This is a genomic window from Pseudonocardia sp. ICBG162 (assembly GCF_020496225.1).
GTDB lineage: Bacteria > Actinomycetota > Actinomycetes > Mycobacteriales > Pseudonocardiaceae > Pseudonocardia > Pseudonocardia alni.
Window position 1 is genome coordinate 94,459 of record NZ_JAHLJD010000031.1, and the last position, 21,140, is coordinate 115,598.

Annotated in this window: 2 protein-coding genes (1 of these 2 running past the window's edge); both read right to left on the reverse strand. The window is 77.5% G+C overall.

Annotation, left to right across the window (positions count from 1 at the left end; translation table 11 throughout):
• Positions 1 to 27 precede the first annotated feature (27 nt).
• Entirely contained in the window at positions 28 to 636 is a 609-nt protein-coding gene (locus KPL60_RS25375) for a type VII secretion system-associated protein (protein WP_226367430.1), read from the reverse strand.
• Positions 633 to 21,140, reverse strand: the 3' portion of a protein-coding gene (locus KPL60_RS25380; RefSeq protein WP_226367431.1) for a toxin glutamine deamidase domain-containing protein. It continues 8,649 nt past the right edge of the window; the window shows 20,508 of its 29,157 coding nt (coding positions 8,650-29,157); the start codon falls outside the window, past its right edge; it ends in the stop codon at positions 633 to 635. The genes KPL60_RS25375 and KPL60_RS25380 overlap by 4 nt, the downstream gene beginning before the upstream one ends.

Here is a 21,140-nt window from a genome sequence, read left to right on the forward strand (position 1 = left end):
CCACGGGGGACATCCCCCGCGAACCGGTCACCCGGTGGGGGCCCCGCCGGTGAGCGAGCGCAGCGTCGCGGCCGGGATCAGCGCCGGGGCGGGCGAGTCGGGGTTGACCACGACGTCGACGCCCTCGGCGGGCAGGGCGGCGGCCAGCTCCGCGGCGGTGGTCTCGCGCCAGGACGCGACGCCGGTGACCCGGTCGCGGTGCGCGGCGGCGGTGACGACGGGGACCACGCCGCCGCCGGGCGCCGGCCGGACCACGGCGACGCCGGTCTCGTCGAGGGCCACCCCGAGCCGGGCCTCGAGCAGGACGGTGTCGAGCAGCTCGAGGGTCTCGGCCTCGGGACGCAGGCCGTCCGCCCGGTCCAGGGCCAGGATCTGCAGGACGGCGTCGACGGGGTCGGTCGGCGACCCGGGGTCCGCGGGGACGTAGTCGGGGTTGGTCTGGAACCCCTCGACCCCGCCGTCGGCGCGCAGGATCCAGGCCCCCACGATCCGGGTCGGGTCGGGCTGGGACTGCTCCGGGGTCGGCCGCCAGGCGGGGTCGACGAGGTAGGCGATCCGGTCCTCGGCCGTGCCGGGGACCTCGGGCTCGGCGGGCCCGCCCTCGGGGGCGGGCGTGTGGTCGGGGGCGGTGCTCATGGACGGTGCTCCGTTCGGGGGCGGTTCGTGGTGTCTGCGGGTGGACGGCCGGGCACGGGGGCGGGCGCGTCACCGTCGACGTCCCAGCTCGGGACCGCCTCGGAGACCCAGCTCTCGTGCGCCGGCGGGGCGGCGGGGGCCACGACGACCTCGTCGGCACCCGTGGTCGGACCGCCCGGTGTGGCCACGGTGTCGTCCGGGGCGGGACCGTGCAGCCGGAGCGGGTTCCCGTCGCGGTCCGTCCCCACGGCCGAGACGACCACGCCGGCGCCCGGCTCCCGCCGCACCGCGGCGACGACGCCGCCGTCGGACGGGGTCAGCACGACCACCGCCCCCCGGCTGTGGATCATCGACACCGTCTCGGTCCGTCCGGTGGCCGGGTCGTGCATCCGGACCAGCGCCGAGCTGCCGTCCCCGCCGTGGAACAGGCCGTTGTAGACCTGCACCCAGGCGGCGACGCCGGTACCGATCTCCGCCGGCGGGGCGCCGAAGGTCTGCTCGACCGCATCCGCCGCGGGCTCGGCGACGACCTCCCGCGGGCGTCCCCGCCACAGGTCGTGCAGCGCCAGATGCCCGTCGAGACCGGTGTCCGCCAGCTCCTCCCACGCCCCACGGTGCAGCGCGAACCGGTCCGTCCGGTCGGCGGTGAACGGGAGCAGGTCGCGCACCAGGTTGCGCATCTCGGCCAGTGAGACGGTCGCACGGGCGAGCGTGTCGACGTCGAAGGGAAGCGGGGAGGTCCGCCGCCGCCACGCGTCGTAGGCGTCCAGCAGCGCCGTGCGGTAGGCCTCGTCCCCGTGGTACGCCGCGCGGTCACGCGCGGTCGCCGCGGCATCGCCGGACCCGGTCGGCCCGTCCGGGGCGATCGGCTCCGGGAGGTCGTCCCGGACGACGGGGAGACCCAGGTCCCTCAGCACGTTCTGGATCGCGGCCCACTGGTGGTGGCCGGGCACCAGCCGATCCCCGGCCGTCGGCGCGGTGACCGACGGCAGCGGCCTGCTCGGCAGCTGCGACCCGCCGAACAGGGCGTCGAGGCGGGCCAGGTCGGCCTCGGTGTACACCAGGATGCCGTCGGGCCCCATCAAGGCCTCGTACGCGGTGGTCCCGCCGACGGCGGCGTCGTTCCCGTGCGGGCCGTACCTGTCCGGCAGGCCGAACACGTGGGAGAGCTCGTGCGCCGCGACGGCGGACCCCGTCGCCTTCAGGCTGCGGATCTGGCTCAGCTGCCAGCGCCCCTGATGGGACGTGGCCGACTGCCCGCGCACCCACGGCACGTCCTCCACCACGACGACCTGGTGCTCGGGGCGGGTGGGCGAGAGATCGAGGCTCAGGTGCAGCTGGTCCCCGCCGGGAAGCCGGTAGCGGTGGTTGAGCAGCTCCAGCTGTTCGACGGCCAGCGCGGTGGCCTCGGCGACCGCGGCCGGGTCACCCACCAGGCGCACCGCAGCGGTCAGCTCACGGACGAAGTGCCCGGGGAACACCTCGTAGCGGCGCACCTCCACCGGCGCGAGGTCGTCGTACCGGGAGACCCCGGTGCCCTGTCCGTCGGGCGGGAGCACCGTGACCGCGTCGGGCCGTACGACGGTCACCGGGGCCGCGGCCCGCTGGGCGTCCCAGACGACGTCGCGGCGGTACAGCTGCTCGGAGTCCGCCGCCGGCTCACGGCCCCCGTGCCATCGGGGGCCGACGCGGTGGCGCGGCTCCGCACCGCCGGGGAGGGCGGCCGGACGGGCGTCGGCGGGCGGCAGCGGCGGCGCCTCGGGCGCCGGTGGCCCGGGCACGGACGGTGCCGGCTCGCCGACCGGGACGGTCCGCACACGGTCGCCCGCGCCGGTGACGCCCACCGCGGTGAGGCGCGCATCCTCGGGGACGACGACGTGCTCGGCGAGCACGACGCCGCCGTCGGACGGGGTCAGTACGAGAACGTCACCCTCGACCTGCACCACGGAGAGCGTCTCGACGCGACCGTCGCCCGGGTGCTCGATCCGGACCAGGCCGGAGCCGCCATGGCCACCGGTGTGCAGCGCGTCGGCGAACCGGGCCCACGCGTCCGGGCCGGCGCCGATGTCGACCGGCGGGAACCCGAACGTCCGCTCGATCTGCTCCCGGGCGTCCTCCCGGTTCCTCCCGCTCCCGGCCGGGTCCGCGGTGCCGACCGGATCGGGTGCGGCGGCCGGCTCGGGCGTCGCGACGGCGTCCGGCGTGGCGCGAGGGCGGCCCCACCAGAGATCGTGCACCGCCAGGTGCCCGTCGAGCCCGGATCCCCGCAGCTGCCGCCAGGTCGGCTCGTGCAGGCTGAACACGGCCGTCGGGTCGTCGGAGAACGGGATCCGCGCAACGAACGGGCGGTCCTCCCGGGGGAAGACCAGCGCCACGCCGTCGGCGCCGGTCCCGACCGCCTCGACCCGGCCCAGGTGGCTCAGGTGGTCGGCGGTGGCCGGGACGACGTCAGCGGTACGCAGCTCGACGAGCTGCACCGCGCCGCCGTCGTTGAGCAGGTTCCAGTAGGTCGGCCCGACCAGCCGGAGGTGCCCCTCCCCGGTCGGGGGGATCGCGGGGTCGCGCTCGAACGAGCCCCAGACCACCGCGTCGGCGCCCGGCCCGGCCGCCCGGACGGTGTCGATGACCGTGCCGAGCGCGGCCGGACCGGTTCCGATCGGGGTCATCGGGGTGCCGAAGGTCTGCTCCAGCATCCGACGGGTGCCGACGGGCCCGGACGGCTCCTCGCGGGGAGCGGGCGACCGCCCGTGCCAGGCCTCGTGCAACTCGGCTGCGTAGGTGGGGTTCGATCCGGAGTAGGTCCAGGCCAGGTCGTCCACCGTCCGCGGGGCCGACGATCTCGTCGCGGCGGAGCCGATCGTGCCGGGGTCGAGGACGACGAGCGACGGCACGGTCGGACTCTGCCCCGCGACGGCGTCGTCGACGGCCCGGAACGCTCCGCGCGCCACCCCGAGTGCGACCACGGCACGGGCGGCCTCGACGACGTCGACGGCCAGCGGCGTGGTGGTCCGACGCCACCGTGTGTAGACCGAGCGGACGTCCTCGTCGCTCGCGGTCAGCCGGCGGGAGGCGAGCTCGGTGTCGATCGCCTCCCGCTGGTCGACGCCCGGGGTGATCGTCGAGCGGGCCGAGGCGTCGATGCCGGCCGGGGACCCGGGCAGCCGCTGCTCGTCGACGACGACCTGGCGGACCGTGGTCTCGATCTCGTCAAGATCGGCCTGGGTGAGCACGTCGCGCCGGGTCTCGAGGACGCCCATGACACCGTCGGTGTCGACGACGCCGCCGACCAGCGCCAGGGTCGCGTCGCCGCCGTAGCGGTCCTTCAGGCCGACCAGGTGCAGCAGCTCGTGCAGGGCGACGTCGGCCCCGGTCGTGGCGAGCTCGTCGAGGATCCGGTCGACCCGCCAGTGCCGGTGGTCGGAGACCCCGTCGAACCCGTCGCCCAGCTCCTCGTCGGTGACCCGGATGCGGTACCGGGGGCCCGGCCGCGGATCGGGGTCGACGGCGAGGTGGAACTGGTCCCCGTCGGAGAAGGCGTAGGTGCCGTTGACGCGGGCGACGGCCGCCTCGGCGAGTGCGCGGGCCTGCCGCCGGGCCTCGGGCGGGCCGTCGAACACGATCGGCAGCGTCACGTGGGTGACCCGGCGGCCCGGCTCCGCCTCGAACCGGCGCACCTCGAACAGCAGATCGCCGCCGACGGCGCCCATCGCCCCGTCGACCTCGGCGGCCCGCGGCGTCTCCGGGAGCGCCGTCCGGCCGGGAGCGGCGAGCGCACGTTCCCAGGCGGGACCCGGCTGCAGCGGGTCGGTGAGCGGCGTGGCGCGCGGCAGCGTCCCGGGGTACCAGGTCGGGCCGGTGTCGAGGCGCCCCGGACGGAGCTGCCCGTCCCAGGCCAGCAGCAGCGGGTCCGGGCCACGGCGCGGGGCCGGCGCGGGGCCCGCAGGCGGGGGCGGCGCGGCCGGGCCCGGGAGCGGGGCCGGTGCCGGCCGCTCGGGGGCCGGGAACGGCAGCCGGCCGCCGTCGGCGCCGACACCGACGGCACGGACGACGGCGCCGTCCGGCACGGTGGCCTCCCCCGCCCAGGCGGCGCGGGGCCCGTCGGGGAGCACGACGAGCGTCTGCCCGTCGGCCCGGACGACGCTGACCGGGGTCTCGGTGGTGTCGCCGGGGGCACGGACCAGCAGCAGCGCGTCGGCGCCGTCGCCGGCCCGGCGGACCGTCTCGACGGCCCGGTCGAGCGCCGCCTGCCCGGTCCCGACCTCGGTGGGCGGGTGGCCGTAGGTGCGTTCGACCGCGGCGGCGTGCTCGCCGGCCGGGAGGTCGGGGTCGGCCGGGCGGGGCCGCCCCCACCACATGTCGTGCAGTGCGAGGTGGCCGTCGAGGCCGGGCCCGAGGAGCCGGTGCGCGTCGGACCGCAGGGCGAACCGGGCGCCGGGCTCGTCGGTGACGTCCAGCCGCGGACGGCCGGTGTCGACCGGCGGGAGGTCCAGCGGGCTGCCGTCGGGGTGGGCGGCGACGGCCCGCAGCCGGCCCAGCCGCTCGATCCCGCCCGGGGTCGCCTCGACGTTCGTCCCCGCGGCCAGGTCGACCAGCCGTACCGAGCCCGCGTCGTTGACCAGGAGCCAGGTGCGGCGGACCGGGCCGACCCAGTCGCCGCGCCGGGACCGGGTGCCCGCCGGGAGGGGCTCGGGCATCCCCTGCAGCAGCGCGTCCGCGCCGGGACCCGCGTCGGCCACGGCGCGGACGACCCGCACCATGGCGGCCCGGCCGGCACCCACGTCGGCGGGGTGGGCGCCGAAGGCCTGCTCGACGGGGTCGCCGACCGGGGAGCCGGCCGGTGCCGGGTCGCCGCGCCACAGGCGGCGGAACTCCACCGCGTCCGCGGCCGACCCGGTCCACTCCCCTCCGGACGGACGACGGTCGGCCCGCGGCTGCTCCGGCGCGGCGCCGTCCGCACCGGACCGCGACGACGGATCACCGAGCAGCAGCGCGTCGAGGCCGGCGGCCGGGGCGGGACCGTCGGCCCCGGGTGCCGGGCGCCCGAGGAGCAGGGCGTCCAGCCCGGCTGGGGCCTGCCGGGTGGCCGGGGGGCCGCCCAGCAGCGCGGTGATCCCGGCCCCGGGCCGGGGCCCGGTCTGCGGGCTGAGCAGCGCGAACGGGTCCGCCGCGGCGGCCGCAGTCGGGGGCGCCGCCGGCAGCGTCCTGGCCTCGCCGGAACGCTCGATCAGGTCGACGGTGTGCGCCGCCAGCTGGTCGGTCGTGTAGGACAGGCCGGAGGTCCGCTCGTTCCACCGGGCGTAGGCGGCCAGGACCGCCGAGCGGGGGGCGGCGAGTCCGCGCCCGGCGAGGGCCCGGTCGATGGCGGCGAGCATCTGTCCCGACGGGACTGTGGAGGGCCGGAACCCGGCGTCGGGCGCGGGCTGCACGACGATCTCCGGCACCCCGGCGGGCGCGGCCCGCCGGCCGCGGCCCGCCGCGGCGGTGTCGGCGTCGGCGTCGGGCAGCCGCAGGCTGTGGACCACCGCGTGCCGGGACGCCAGGTCGATGCGCTCGATGTCGGTGTTGCTGAGCAGGCGGCTGCGGTTCTCCAGCGCCCCCATGATGCCGGTCCAGTCCCGCACGGAGGCGACCGCCGAGTCCGACGCGTCGCGGGTGTAGCGGTCCACGGTGCCGAGCCGGTGCGCCATCTCGTGCATGGCGGTGGAGCGCAGGCCCGCGGCGAGGTTGTCCCGGATCTGGACCAGGTTCCAGCGTGAGCTGTGCGAGTGGTCGGTGCCGTGCACGTAGGAGTCGTCCACCACCGCGACCGTGTGCGGGGTGATGCGGTGGTCGGCCAGCTCGACCGAGACGTGCAGCTGGTCGCCGTCCGGGAACAGGTAGTTCCGGGCGCTGATCTCCTCGGCCGTCTCCCGGGCGAGGGCCGAGGCGGCCTCGACGGCCCGCGGGGTGCCGGTGAACCGGATCGCCAGCGTCAGCTCCCGCACCCAGCGTCCGGGTTCGACCTCGAACCGGCGGACGTCGAAGGTGGCCCGGGTCCCGCGGCCGGCCGGCCGACCGTCGGCGTCCACCCACGGCTGCACCACGTCGGCGCCCGCCTCGGCGGGTGCGGCCTGCTCACGTTGCCGGCGCCAGGCCGCGCTCGACGGGTCGAGCGGGGAGGACGCGACCCGCGCGGCGGGCAGGTAGCCGGGCACGGCCGAGGGCCCGATGGACACGCGGAGGGGGACGCCGTCACGGGACGCGCCCAGCGGGCCCCGGGCGGTGCCCAGGACCGGAGGCGGGCCGGGCGGGGCCACCTCGAACGGCAGGCCCGCGCCGTCGGCGTCCGTACCGACGGCCGCCACCCACGCGCCGACCGACACCGACGACGACGCCGGGTCCACCGCGGACCCCGCGGCCGGGTCCACCAGCCAGACCGTGCCCCGCACGTTGACCAGGGTGTGTGCGGAGCCGTCGTACAGCGGGCCGCCCGAGGCGAGGACCAGGGCCTCGGCCCCGTGTCCCGCCGACCGGACGGTCGCCGCCACCGACAGCAGCGCGTCCGGGCCGGTACCCACCCGCACCGGCGGGCGACCGTGGGCACGGGTGACGGCCTCGAACCGGTCGGCCACCGGGACGTCCGGTCCCGCGGCCCGGGGCCTGCCCTGCCACATGTCGTGGAAGGCGAGGTGGACGTCGAACGAGGTGCCGGTGAGCATCCGTGCCCAGTCCCGGTGCAGCGCGAAGCGGTGGTTGCGCAGCAGGGAGACCGGCAGCGCACGCCCGGCGGAGACCGGTGTCGGCAGCGGTGTGCCGGGGCCGGTCATGAGCCGCCGGACCCGGGTCACCGCGGCGCGCAGGACACCGTCCGGCCGGGGGACGGACGGCCGCGGGACGGGAGCGCCGTCCGGCCGCGTCGCGGGGGTGTCGGCGACGGGGCCGGACCGGTGGGCCGGACCGTCGGGGGCGCCGCCGCGCAGCCGCAGGACACCGCCGGTCAGGGCGACCTCGGCGACCTCACGGGCGAGCCGGCGCGCGTCGGCCGGCATCTCGCGGCCGAGCGCGGACCAGCGGTCGAACGCGCGGCGGGCGTCGAGGTCGGCCGCGTCCCGCGGGGTGCGGGGCAGCCCGGCGTCGTCGCGCAGGTCCCGGAGCGCGGAGCGGATCTCCGCGAGCCGCAGCGGGGTGAGGACGGGTCCGCCGGCGTCCGGGACGGACTCCTCCATCGGATCCGGCTCCGTCCGCGACGTCGGCTCCGTCCGCGACGTCGGCTCCGTCCGCGGGGTCGGCTCCGGGCGCGGGGTCGGCTCCGGGCGCGGCGGGGTCTCCGGCCCGGCCGGGTGGGTGGGTAGCGGGAGCGGCGCCCGGCCGCCGGTGACCGCGGCGGCGCGCACCCCGCGGACGGCGGGCGGACCGTCGGGCCCGACCCGCGTCGCGGTGCCCGCACGCGGGTCGACCAGCCACTGGGTGTCCCCGTCCTGGAGCAGCACCCAGGTGGTGGGAGCGAGGCGCGGTCCCCGCCGGCCGGTGTCCCGGACGGCCTCCACGACGGCCGAGGAACCGTGCCCCGCGTCCCGGACGGCCGTGGACACCGCGGCCCACGCGCCCGCGCCGTCGCCGATGACGACCAGCTCGGTGCCGAGCCCCTCGGCGACGACCTCGTCCGCCGGGCGGCGGTAGCCCGCGTCGGGCAGCCGGGGAGCCCCGTGCCAGGTCTCCACGACGGCCACGGCGGAGTCCACGGTGTCGCCCTGCAGCAGGTGCGCCCAGCGGTCCGGCGACACGAACGGTCGTGGGACCCCGTCCCGGCCGGTGACCGCAGTGGTGAGGCGTCCCTCGGCGGTGTACCCGTTCCGGTCGGCGTGCTCGACCGCGGCGCGGGCCAGCTCGGCCGGGGACTCCGGCACCGGGCGGCCCTGCTCGCGCCAGCGCTGGTAGACCTCGAACGAGTCGTCGCGGCTGGAGCGCAGCCCGCGGTTGTCCAGGGCGACACGGAGGGCGTCCATCTGCGGTCGCGTCGGCATCTCCGGCGCCGGGAGGGGCGGGTGCACGACCGTCCCGGGGTCAGCCGGGGCCGTGCTCCTCCCCGGCCGGGTCGGCGCCGGGGTGTCGCGCGCGGTGCCGGCGTCCTTCCCGCCTGCGTCCTTCCCGCCTGCGTCCTTCCTGCCGGGGTCCTTCGCACCGGGGTCCTTCGCCCCGGCGTCCTTCGCACCGGCGTCCTTCGCCCCGGAAGCCTTCGCTCCGGGGTCCGTGGCCGGCCCGGTGGTCGTGCGCGGCCCGGTGACCGTCGACGAGCGCGGGGCCCGCTCCGAGGAGGTGTCGGCGGGGCGCGGCGGCGACGGCGGGGTCGCCGGGGGCTCCTCGCCCTCGGGGATCGTGGCCAGCCGCGGCACCCGGGGCGGCAGCGGTGCGGACGCCACCGGACGCCGCTGCACCCACTCCGCGGTGCGCCGGTCCAGCTCGGTCTTGGCCTCGGCCCACCCGCGGGCGGCGTCGGCGTACTTCTCGCCGGCCACACGGAGGTCGGTCGCGATGTCACCGGTCTTCTCGCCGCGCAGGCCCTCCAGGCGGGGGCGGTCCGCCGCGGGGGTGTCGAGCCAGAGCGCGTCGTAGCGGTGCTGGACCGCGACGAGCTCCTTGTCGGCGGCGCGCCAGGCGTCCGCGCGTGCCTTCTCCTCGGTCATCGCGGAACGGACATCGGCCGGCATCGGGCCCAGCAGCGTCTCGGCGTCGCGTTCGGCGATGAACAGGCGCAGGTCCCCGCCGCGCGTCGTGCCCGCGACGTGCAGGTCGTCGCGACCGGGCCGGGTGAGGACCGCCTCGACGTCGTAGCGGTAGGAGCCACTGAGGATCCGGACCGAGCCGCCGAGCTTGGTCTCGTGCTCGCGTCCGGTCAGGGGCAGCTGCATCGACCGGTTGCTCGCCGACGCCTGCCCCTGGGCGTCGCCGCGCAGGTCCCCGCGGGACTCGCCGACGGTGCGGCCGTCCCCGAGCAGTCCGGCGCCGACGCCACCGGACACGTCGCTGTAGGGACCGGCGACCGTCGAGGTCATGGAGTTGGACTCCGCACCGACCCCGAGCTGGGCCGACACGGCCTCGGTGTACAGCGACTCGGGCACGATGCGCAGCCGCGGCGTCAGCACGTACCCGGGCAGGCTCGGGTGCGCGACCGGCGGCAGGTCGGTCGGGCCGTCGAGCAGCAGCGGGATCCAGGTGTCGAGGTACTCGGGGGTGAACATCGCGTCGAGGGCGTGGTGGCCGGGCTCCCCCGGGGTCGTCCAGGCCCGGGGGACGTCCGCGGCCTGCAGCGCCTGCTGCAACGCGGTCCGGGCGCGCTGCGCGTCGCCCCGGATGTTGCCGAGGACGGTCTCCGGGTCGACCGTCGCCGCGGGGCGCCCGTCGGCCGCCGGACGCATCTGGTCCGGCGGCGGGACCGCCGGGTCGGGCCGGGTCGACAGGAACGACACCGGGACCCGCCGGCGCAGGGTGAACGGCACCGAGGCCAGCGACGGGGTGGTCGTCCCGTTCCGGGACACCGACAGCTCCAGATGCCCGTCGCGGCCGAGGATCGCGGTCGGGCCGTCGGACCCCAGCCAGCGCCAGCCGCGGTAGGTGTGGGCCGTCGCGTCGGGGCGGTGGGTCGTCGAGGACCAGGACGCGCCCGCGGCGGCGAGCCCACCGCCGTAGTGCGCGCTCCCGTCGACGGAGCCCTCCCGGCCCCCCGCGCTGCCGCCGATGTCGGCGCTCGGCCCGGACGACACCGCGGTCACGCTCATCCGCTGGTCGCTGACGTACTGCTCGACCTTCGGCGCGTGCCCGTCGTGGACGACCCGCTCCACCCGCGCCGCGTCCGGTGCCGGGTCGGGCACGAACCGCAGGGTCCCGGTCAGGTCGTGGTGGCCGACCACGCCGCCGCGGGAGCCGGTGAAGGTCAGGCCGTTGCCGCCCAGGCTGTCCTGCATGCCCTTCAGGTCCGTCGCGGTGAACCCGCGCTGCGGGTCGGTGAACCGCTCGGTCAGGGTGCGGACGTCGGCCGCCGGGAGCCTTCCGTCGAAGTGCCCGGGGATCTTCGCGGCGAGGTCGGCGAGGGGGCGGGCGATGTCCTCGTCCATGGCCCAGCCCAGGCCCACCACCGGCGAGGTCCCGCGCAGCCGCGACGGCACCAGCAGGGGCACCTCGGACGTGTCGGGGCGCGGGAGCTCCGGGGGCAGCAGCCCCCAGTCCCGCAGCTGCGCCTCACCGGCGGAGACGTAGACCTGCCGGCGCAGCTCGACGTAGCGGGTCGCGGTCCGTTCGGCCGGCGTGCGCACCAGGTCCAGGAGCTGGTTGGTCACCGTCGTGCGGGCCGTCGCCTTGAAGACCCCGTCCATGACGACCACGTAGGAGCGGCTGCTGCCCAGGTCGTGGAAGGTCTCGCTGGCCCCCGCCGTGCCGCGCGACCGCCCGGCCCGGTGCGACGCCCGGTAGCCGGCGTGCGCGCCGCCCGAGCCGGTCGGGTGCCCGTCGGCCGCGGCGATGTCCTGCGCCGTCAGCGCCTTGTCGCTGATCTCGACGCCGGTGCGGCCGGTGACGGTGTGCGTGCGGTTGCTGCTGCCCGAGGCCAGGCCACCGCTGTAGACGACCTCGCTGCGGGAACGGTCCACCGGCGGCGCGTGGTCCACCGACAGGATCCGCGGGCGGTACAGCATCAGCTCGCCCTCGCCCGTGCCGCGCCGGTCGAACAGGCGCCCCTTGTGTACGAAGACCGGTGTCCCGATCCCCTTCTGCGTGACGGTGCGGTCGTTGGCGACCCGCTCCGGGCCGAAGGTCATGTCGAGGGCGCGGCCGTCATCGGTGCCGGACCGGGCGAGCACCCCGGCACCGGTCGTCGCGTCGAACGCCGCCTCCATGGCCGCGCGCCGGGCGCCCGCCCCGCCGACCCAGGTGATGATCGTGTCGGGCCGCAGGGTCGGGGCGAGATTGGTCCGGTTCGGCCGGATCGGGGTGGCCGTCGGGGCGCCCGGCATCGGGATGCGCCGCAGGTGCGGCGGCGCGCCCGGCCGCAGCATCTCGTCCTTCGGCACGTCGAGGGCGAACGGCTCGGCGACGGGCGGCTCGGCGACGTCGCGCACCGGGGTCCGCTCGACGGCCTGCAGGCCCGGCGTGCCGACGCCGGTGACCCGGCCGAACGCGTTGGTGACCGAGAACCTCTCCGCCGTCACGCGGTAGGTGTTGACGCCGGTGACCCGGTGCGCGTCGCCGCCGGGGCCGCCGACGCTGCGCCGGCCGGTGACGGTGCCGACCGCGCCCCCGGCGTCGCCGCCGTGGGCGTACCCGGCACGGGCCGTCCCGCCCAGGTACATCGGGCCGACGTCGAAGCTCAGGCCGAACCGGCCGCCGAACCCGGCGTCGAACGCGCTGCCCGAGCTCGCCGTGGACTCCTTGCGGTGGCCCGCGCTGGTCTTCACGGCGACGCCCGCCCGCGGGCCCTCGTCGACGACGTCGGACATCACCGCGTCGACGCGGACGTGCAGGTACTCGGTGTGCCGTACCCCGTCCCGGGAGTACAGCAGGTGCACGCCGCCGTCGTAGAGCTGGTCGGCCGTCGCACCGAGGACGGCGTGGGTCGTCTGGTGGTCGAGCATCCGCCAGCTCTCGCTGAAGCCCTCGACCGTGCCGGCCTTCGACGCCGTGCGCTGCGACCCGTCGTGGTCGACCAGCGAGGCCATGCCGCCCTCCTCGGAGGCGGCGATCCGCTCGATGCGCTCCCGCAGCCGGGCCGGGGCGTCGCCCAGCGAGTGCACGTGGGCGCGACCGATGCCGCGGCCCGCCGCGATGTAGGGCGGCAGGGTGTCGGTGCGGGCCGAACGGGGGGCGTCGCGGATCTCGTCGGGGACCGGGAGACCGGCGTCGCGGGCGTTGTGCGGGTCGTCGGCGAGCAGGGTCTCGACCGGGACCCGCACCGGCGGGGCGGTCTCGCTCGTCGAGCCCCAGGCGACCTTCATCTCCAGGTCGAAGTCGACGTCGAAGGCCTGCAGCCGGGTCTGGTCGACGTTGCGCCGGGAGGCGCTGATGTGGTTGGCGGCCCACCCGCGGCGGTGGTTCCAGCCCGCGCCGACGTAGGGCCCCAGGTTCATGAACAGGAACTTCGGAGCGACCCGCCAGCCGCCACGCAGCTCACCGGACACACCGCGTCCCCGGCTGCGGCCGGACTCCACACCCCAGTCGATGCGCTGGGACAGCGTCGTCTTCCCGGCGACCGGACCGCGCCACGAGCCGGCCCTGGGGACCAGCCGGGCCATCACGAACGCCGACCGGCCACCGCCGACGGCCAGCTCGTCGGACTTCATCCAGCCGCCGGTCAGCCGCTGGAAGTGGTGGGTGAGGGTGTTGTCGGACAGGAAGTGCGCGAGCCGGTTGTGTCCCGGGGTCCCGGGCCTGACCAGCGCCGGCGGGAGCTGACCGGCCAGCGCGGCCAGTGCGGCGTCGACGCCGGGGGTGCGGATGTCGAGGACCGCGGCGTTGGACAGCGCGGGGCCCGCGGTCCCGTCCAGCGGGGCGGGGACGCGCCCGCCGGGCCTGCGGTCGGCGGTGTCGAACCAGCCGCTCGCGGTGCCGGCGAGGGTGCGCGGGCCCGGTCCGACGAGGGCGCCGGAGTCGTCGCGCAGCGTCACGGTGAAGCGCACCGGGACGTCGCCGGCCGGGGCGTGCTTGCCGTCGTAGCCGACGTCGACGTTCACGGTCTTGCGCGTGCGGTGGTGCACGGTGTCGCTGCCGCCGAGGGTGATCCCGCCGCCGGCGAAGCCGGTGATGGAACCGCCGGTGCCGACGACCGGGACCGACAGGCCGGAGGTGTGGGCGAGGCCCTCGACGTGGTTGGCGGTGCCCCGGCGGATCTGCTCGGTGCCGTCGGTGGCCGCGGGGGCGTCCGCACCGCGGGCCGGACCCGGACGGGTCGGGTCCTCGCCGATCGCGACGACGGCCTCGTAGACCCGGCCGCCGACCCGGACGTCGAACGGCAGGCCGCTGTGCAGCGCCTCCGGACGGGCCTGCAGCATCTCGTCGAGCTGCTCGGCCACCGCCCGGTCCCGGCGACGGTGGCGGCCGGGGACCATCTCGTCGATCAGCTCGGCGACGGCGCGGCGCTGGTCGGCGCCGACGGTCCGGACGCGCAGCAGCCGGTCCGGGCCGGGACCGCCGGCGCGGGTCGACGTACCGGCCCCCGCGGGCCCGTCGCCGCGCCGGGGACCGGCGTCGGGACCGGTCCAGGGGGCCAGGACGTCGTCGTCGAAGCGGTAGCGGCCCGACTCCAGGTCGTCGCGCAGCGCGCGCACCGCGTTTGGGTCGCGGGGCGCGTCGAGGTCGACCAGGCCCCGGGTCTCCAGGTACTCGTGCAGCCGACCGGCGACGAAACCGTCCTCGGCCAGACGCGGGGAGTCCAGCAGCGCACCGAGGAACGGCGACCCGGGCGGGGCGACCACGAGCCCGGTGGGCGGCGGGGCGGAGCCGTCGCCGTCGGGTCGGGTGAGCAGCGGGAACAGCGGTTCGCCGTCGACGAGGCCGCGCGGCATCCGCGGCATCGTGTCCGGAAGCGGGCCGAGGGCGCCCGGGAGCACTCCGGGCTCGGCCCAGATGCCGCCGTCGCGGTGCAGGACGGCGACGGCGACGTCCGCACGGGCCCGGTCGAGGTCGCCGGCGATCAACCGGCTGAGGATGCGGTCAGAGGGTCGGGTGCCCGCGGGGAACTCGGTGGCGACGTCGCGGATGGTGAACCCACGCCGGTCCAGGCCGGCCCGGGCGGTGTCGGTGAGCCGGCCCGCGTCGGTCCAGACGTGCACGGTGGCGGGGTCGCCGGTCCGCTCCGCCCACACGTCCAGCGACTGCAGGATCTGTGCGTCCAGCCGCCCGTCCAGCATCGGGAGGTGCACCCGGCGCGGGACGTCGGCGAGGTGGCGCCCGTCCTGGTCGCCCATCACGGTGCGCCGGACGGGCTGGTCGACGAGCGCCTGCACCCCGCGCGACGGGGGTGGGACGACGCCGTCGGGCGCGTCGACGGCGGAGCGGGCGGTGACCCGGACCCCGCCCTCGACGTCGGCGAGCAGGCCGCGCAGGTAGACCGCGGCCGCGGTGGCACGACCGTGCCCGGTGGTGCGGCGGTGGTCGACGTCGTCGCGCGCGCGACCGGCCCGGTCGGTGTCGGCGTCGCCCAGCAGCCTGCGCGCGTCACCGCGGAGCCGGTCGGCGCGGTGGCCGATGCCGTCGCCGACGAGCCGGACCCGCGGCGGCGGCAGCCCCTGGTCGCGGGCGAGGCGGGCCCGTTCACGGACCTGCTCGGCGATGCCCTGCAGCTCACGGCGGGCGGCGGCGTCCAGGCGGGTGGTGTGGCTGCGGAACGGCACGTCGTGCACCGAGTCCACGGCGGTGACGTCGGCGGTGTCGCGCCCCAGCACCGCGACACGGTGCTCGGCCGGGGACGCCCCGGGCGACGGCGGTCGCACGGTCCCGGCGGCGACGATCCGGAACTCCCGTTCCGCGAGCCCGCCGGTCGCGCCGTTGACGACCCGTGCGCGCAGCCGGGCCCGGGCGATCGACTCGACGTCGCGGGCCCGGTCGAGCCCGGTCCGCTCGGCGCCGGTGCGGTCGGCCCACGCCCGCGACGCCGAGCGGGAGCCGTTGCCGTGCCCGGTCACCGTCAGGGCCGGGGTGGGGCGGCCCTCGGCGCGGGCCGCGACGACGTCGTCGATCCACCGGTCGGTGGCGGCCTGCACGGCGGCCCGCCCGGTCGCGTCCACACGGTGGACACCCTCGTCGAACGCGACGGTGAGCCGGGTCGCGTCGCCGGGACCGTGGGTGCTCCCGGTGTCGGACGAGCCGTGCGTGCTCTCCGGCCCGAGCGGATCCCCGGTGTCCCCCGGGGCGTCGGTGCCGGAGCGGGTCGTGCCCCAGTCGAAGGAGTCCGGGGCGATCGGGTCGCCGTCGGCGCCGCGCACCGGCGGGCCCTCCGCGGCGGGCGGGGCGGGTGGGGTGGCGTCCCGCGGCGCCGGCAGCGGCAGGTCGTGGGTGGGGGCCTGGCGTGCGACCTCGTCGATCCGGGCCAGGTCGGCGCCGGTGAGCAGCGTGCTCCGCCAGTCCGTGCCCATCACACCGGTCCCGTCGACGACCCCGCCGAGGACCGCGCCGGGGACCCGGTAGCGGTCGGGCAGGCCGACCCGGTGCAGCAGCTCGTGGAACGTGCGGCCGACCGCCTGCGCGGGGTCGTCGCCGCGCTCGAGGTGCTCCATCCGCCAGTGCAGCGACGTCGAGTTCGCCCCGGTGTACCCCGGCTCGGAGGTCACGAGGACGCGGTTGGCGTCGGCCCGCGTCGTCGGCTCGATGCGCAGGTGCAGCTGGTCGCCGCCGGGCAGCGTGTAGCGGCCGTCGACGTGGTCGCGCAGCGCCTGCGTGGCCAGCTCCGTGGCGCGGGCGACGTGTGCCGGGTCCCCGACGAGGTGCAGCGGCAGGGTCAGCTCGCGCACCCACCGTCCCGGCTCGACCTCGATGCGGCGCACGTCGACGGTCACCGGGTTGCCCTGCGGGGTCAGGGTGCCGTCCGGCTGCTGCAGGACGCGGATCTGCTCGGTGTGCGCGGTCCCGGGCGTCGCGTCGCCACGGCGGGCGTCCCATTGCGCGGGCTGCAGCGGGTCCCGGAGCTGCGGGGCGGCCGGCGTCGCGTCCGTGCGCCACAGCGGGCCGGGGCGCCACGACCGGGAGGGGGCGGGCGGCCCGGTATCCGGACCGGCCGTGGTGGTCGGCCCGTCGCCGGGCGGGCCTGTCTCGGGGCGGGCCCCCGCGCCCGGGTCGTCCGGAGTGGTCCGGGCCGCGGCGTCGGGGGTGAACCGGATCGGGGCCGCGCCGGGATCGGCGCCCACGGCGAACACCCGGCCGATCCGCGGGATCGGGTCCGGACCGGCGACGGTGGCCGTGCCGGTCCGCGGGTCGACGAGCCAGACGGTGCCCTCGTGGTTGACCAGGTTCCAGACGCGACGCACCGGCCCGACCCAGTCGCCGCGACCGTAGGAGCGGCCGGGCTCGGCGGCCTCCGGGTAGGCGTGGACGATCGCGTCGGCCCCGTGGCCGGCCCGCCGGATCCGGTCGACGACCGTGCCGAACGCCTCCGGTCCCTCCCCGACCGGGGCGAGCGGAGCGCCGAAGGCGTTCTCGACGTCGGCGACGGCGGCCGCGAGCGGGGTCGCCGCGGAGCCGTACGCGACCCGGGGGGTCCCCCGCCAGGTCTCGTGGGCGGCCAGCCCCGCGTCGAGGCCGGCGCCGAGGCTCTCACCGCGCAGGGCGGGGGCCCACGTCCCCGGGGCGGCGAACGGCGTCGCCGCGATCGACGCCTGGGCGAGCAGCGCCTCGGCCGCGCTGTAGGCCTCCCGGCTCGCCGTACCGATCTCGCGGATGCCGGTCTGCAGGTCCTGGGGACCGGCGAACGGCGACCCGCCGTCGCGCTGGGTGCGCGGCCCCTCGTGGCGCATCTCCCCCACGGCGGCGGGCGGGGTCAGCCGGGGCGTGCCGTCCGCGGCGCGGTTGTGGTCGAGCTCCGGCAGCGTGGTGCTGATCCCCAGCGCCTCGTCGGGGCCCACCCGGCGGCGCTGCGGGTCGTCGCTGAGCCCGCCGTACAGCCAGTCGCGCAGGGTCGCGGTGCTGGGGTCGGAGTCGTTCATGCGGCGCGGGGGGAGCCTGCGGTCGAGCAGGCCGGGGTCGGGGTCCCGGCGGTGTCCCTGCGGGTCGAGGGCACGGAACGTCGAGGCGAACCGCTCCATCACCGGGCCCGTGTTGCGGTGCAGCCAGGCGGCGCCCTCCGGGCCGGTGCCCTCGACGACGTGGTCGGGGAAGTGCCGCAGGTTGAACGCGGAGAAGTTCTTGGTCAGCGCGACTCCGCCGTCGGCGTGCAGGCGCTGGGACATGGCCGCGAACTGCAGGTAGAGGGCGGCGACCGTGCCGTGCACGGCCGTCCGGGTCGCGGCCAGGGTGTGCGGCGGCCGGTCGGCGAACGCCGGGTCGGTCACCATCTCCTCGGCCACCCGGCGGCCCAGCTCCAGCCCGTCCGCCAGGTGCAGGCGGGCCGCGTGGGCCGGGAACACGTTGACCGCCGCCGACCGGCCGGACAGCCAGGTCAGCAGGTCCGCGAGTCCGGCGACGGCGGTCCCGGCGGTGTAGTGGGGCGACACCGTGACCCCGCCGGACCCGGTCAGGGGCTCGACCCGGACCCCGTCGGCGTCGGAGGAGAGCCGGTACTCCGGCGACGGGAAGATGGTGGAGAGCGGCGCGGGACCGGTCAGGGCGGCCAGCCGCTGCAGCACCCGGTCCAGCGCCGCCGCACTCTCCTCGAGCGGCACCCGGCCGACGTCGCCGTCGAGGAGGCCGGCCGGCTGGGTGACCAGCTCCAGCGTCATGCCCGACGGGCCGATCTCGGCCACCGCCGTGAGGGCCGTGGACCCGGCGAGCTCGTCACCGGGGGCGACGAACTCCGCGAGGTTCACCAACCGGTGGCGGAGGAACTCCGCCTCGACGCCGATCGCACGGGCACCCGGCCCGTCACCGACCAGGTCCGGGTTCGCGACGGCCGCGGCCAGCGACCAGTCGCCCCCGCGCGGCATCGGCTCGCCGCGCCCGCGCCACTGCGCGTACGCCTCGCGCACCTCGTCCGGGCCGGACGGCCGGTCGTAGACCTGCAGGGCCTGGCCGATCGCCGCGGCCTGGGCGTCGGTGGGCGCCTCGGGCACCGACGGGTGCGGCACCGCCGGGGGCATCCCCTCGGGGACCGGCGACGGGGCCGGTGCGGCCGCGGCCGGACGCTGCGGCGGCGCCGGGGCAGGCGGTGCGGGCGGTGCGGGCGGCGGGGCGGGACGCACGGGCGGGGGCGGGACGACGTCGTCGCGACCGGCACCGGGGCTCACCCACTCGCGGACGCGGCGGTCGAGGTCGGTCTTGGCCTGCGCCCAGGCCCGGGCCGCCTCGTCGAACCGGGTGGCGGCGGTCCGTCGGTCGGCGTCGATCGCCGCGATCTCGGCGGCCCGGTCCCGAGCCAGGGTGGCGCGGCCGCCGGGGCCCGCGTCGAGCCACAGCTGGTCGTTCCGGCGCTGCAGCTCCACCAGCGCGGTGTCGGCGGCCCGCCACTCGCCGGCGCGGGTCTTCTCCTGCTCCATCGCGGTGCGCACCGTCTCGGGCATCGGTCCGAGCAGGTCCGCGGCGTGGCGTTCGGGCAGGAACAGCCGCATCCCGGTGCCGGTCACCGTCGGCACCGTGAACGTCTCCGGGGCCCGGCCCGGCCGGTTCAGCTCCAGCTCGATCCGGTAGTCGAACCGGCCGCCGAGCAGCCGGACGGGGTCGCCGAGCTTCGTCTCGTGCTCGCGCCCGATCAACGGTGCCTGGCCGCCGCGGTTGCTCGTGGAGGCTCCGGCCGCGCCGTCGGCGCGCGCGTCGCCGCGGCTGCTGCCGACGTCGCGGCCCTCCCCGACGACCGAGCCGACGACGTCACCGGAGTGGGTCTGCGACGACGCGGTCTGGGTCCCGATGTGGAAGTTGGACTCGGCGCCGAGGTTCATCGCCGAGGACACCCCGTCGGTGTGCAGCGACACCGGGGTCGCCGTGATCCGCGGGGTCAGCGTCACGCCCACCTGGGTGGGGTGCACGACCGGCGGGAGCGTCGCCGAGCCCTTCAGCATCGACGGGATCCACGAGTCGAGGTGTTCGGGCGAGAACAGCACGTCGAGCTGGTGGCGGCCCCCCTCGCCGGGCCGTCGGAACGCGTCCGGCACGTCCACCGTCGCGAGGTGGTCCTGCACCGCGCGGCTCATCGCCACGGCGTCGGTGCGGACGACGCCCATCGCCGTGTCCGGGTCGATCCGCGGCGCGTCACCACCGGGTCCGGCCCGGCGGGTCTGGTCCGGGGGCGGCTGCGGCAGGTCCGGCAGGGACGACAGGAACGCCGCGGGCACCCGGTGGCGGAGCGTGAACGGCGCCGACGTCGGGCCGGGGATGGTCTCGCCGTCGCGGGTGACGGTCAGCGAGAGACGACCGGTCTGCCCGATGATCGCGGTGGGCCCGTCGTAGCCGAGGAAGCGCCAGGTCCGGACGGTGTCGGCCGTGGTGTCGGTGTGCACGTCGGTCCGCGACGAGGACGCGGCGAGCCCGCCGGAGCCGCCGCCGTAGTACGGGTCCTCGCCACCGCTGCCGCCCCGGCCGCCGAGGGTGCCGCCGAACTGCGCGACCGGGCCGGAGCTGCGCACCGACGTCGACGAGCGCTGGTCGGCGAAGTACTGCTCCACCTTGGGCGCGTGCCCGTCGTGGACGACCTGCTCGACGCGCGTCGCTCCCGGGGTGGTGTCCGGCACGAACGACAGGTGCCCGGACAGGTCGTGGTGGACGAAGAAGCCCCGCCGGGAGGCGCTGAACGGCACCCCGTCCCCGCCGAGGCTGCTGTGCAGCCCCTTCAGGTCGGCCGCGGAGATGCCCCGCTGCGGATCGGTGAGCCGCTCGGTCAGCAGCGCGACCTCGTCGGCGTCGAGCCGGCCGGCGAAGTGCCCGGGGAGCTGGTCGTTGATGTCGGCCAGCGGGGCGCGCAGCCCCTCGTCGGTGGGCCAGCCCAGACCGGCGACGGGGTCGTCGCCGCGCAGCGTCGGCGGCACCTGCAGGTCCACCGGTGCCTGGTGCGGGCGGTTCTCCTCCTGCGGGAGCAGGCCCCACACCCGCATCTGCTCCTCGCCGACGGACAGGAACACGTGGTCGGGCAGGTCGACGTAGCGGATGGCGGTCCGGCGGGTGGGGGTGTGCACGGTGTCGAGGAGCTGGTTGCTCTCCCACGACGTCGCCCGGTGGGTGACCACGCCACGGGCCTTCACGACGAACGACCGGCCACCGGACCCGTCGTTGAACGTCTCGCGCGCACCGAGGGTCCCCTGGGCCCCGGTGTCGCGGGCGCCGGCCTGGTAGCCGCCGTGGATCCCGCCCGACCCGGTGGGGTGGCGCGAGGACTGCTCCAGCTCCTGGGCGGTCAGCGACGAGTCGTTGACCTCGAACCCGGCCCGTCCCTGGGCGCCCCGGGCGTTCGACGACGAGCCGGACGCGACGTAGCCGCCGTAGACGACCTCGCTGCGGGCGCGGCCGGTCGGCGGCGCGTGCCGCACGTCGACGACCCGCAGGTCGTAGAGGCCCAGGGTGGACACGACGGTGCCGCGCCGGTCCCGCCAGCGGCGCTTGTGCACCTGCTCGGGTGTGGCGAGCCCGCGTTCGGTGACCCCGCGGTCGTTGGACACCCGCTGCGGGGCCAGGACGGCCTCGAGCGCGCGGCCGTCCTCGGTCCCGCGCCGGCCCAGTACCGCGTCTCCCCCGGCGGCGGCGGCGGTGAGCGCGGCCTCGGCGGCGGTGCGGCGCTCCCTGACCCCACCGACCCAGGTGAAGGTGCTGTCGGCCAGCAGGGTCTGCGCGAAGTCCCGGCGCCGGGCACCGACCGGGCTGTCCATGGTGATCCGCGGCCGGCTGCGGATGCCCTGGGCCTCCGGCGG

Excerpts from the sequence above, each read along its gene's own strand:
- KPL60_RS25375 (WP_226367430.1), bottom strand. The coding sequence starts at position 636 with ATGAGCACCGCCCCCGACCACACGCCCGCCCCCGAGGGCGGGCCCGCC.